Annotated in this window: 1 pseudogene; it reads left to right on the top strand. The window is 61.0% G+C overall.

Features of this window, described 5'->3' with window-relative positions:
* Nucleotides 1-47: 47 nt before the first annotated feature.
* A pseudogene (locus tag P7F28_RS09580) lies at nucleotides 48-801 on the top strand (hypothetical protein); the annotation flags it as partial.

The raw sequence follows: 801 nt of genomic DNA, 5'->3' as shown, positions 1-801 counted from the left end.
CGTCGATGGGGTTGTGGACCACTCGCACCTGATCGCGGACCGCCGACATGGGAAGCATTCTCGAGATGTTGATCGTCCTGGTCGGCGCGGCGTTGCTGACGGTGCAGGGGATCAAGGAAGATATCGCGGCCAAGCGCCAGAACATGCTGCAGATCGAAGGGCAGAACATCGCTTCGATCAATGCCGCGCTCGGCAGCTATATCACGACGAATTTCGGCGCACTCATTCCCGCAGGATTCTCGCAGGCGACGGCAACGGCCATCACGGCGCCGACGCTTGCGCAGCTGAGCGCACAGGCAAACAACAAGGTGGCGTTTCGGCCCGGACCGTTCTGGGGCGGGACGTATCAAATCGCCATGTCGATCGTGCCGGACAACTGCTCGACCTCGGCCGGCAACTGCCACATTGCCACGCAGATCTATCCGAGCGCACCGCTCATGAAAGCGGGGACAGCCGATATTGCAGGCGCAGGCATTCTCACGGCAGCTGGTGGCTCGCAGTTCGGTTATTCGACCAATCGTGCGCCTGGCGTCATCACGGGCAATCAGGGACATTGGACGCTTCCTAACCCTGTCGGCAATCGGGCTGGGATGGTGCTCGCGATCAATGGTTTTGGATCGGACGGCACCTCGCCATACTACTGGCGCGACGGCGCGCTGCCCCTGACGGGCACGATGAACGCGAATAACCAGGATATTCAGAACGCGGGCAACGTGAGCGCCAAGACCCTCAAACTGCAAGCGGGCAACAGCCTGCAGATCAGCAACGGCGCAATCTATTACGGCGACACCGTGAATGCCG

Origin of the sequence: Caballeronia sp. BR00000012568055 (assembly GCF_029439455.1) — a bacterium.
GTDB lineage: Bacteria > Pseudomonadota > Gammaproteobacteria > Burkholderiales > Burkholderiaceae > Caballeronia.
Note: the sequence above shows the minus strand (reverse complement) of the source record. Positions and strands in the feature narration are given on the sequence as shown.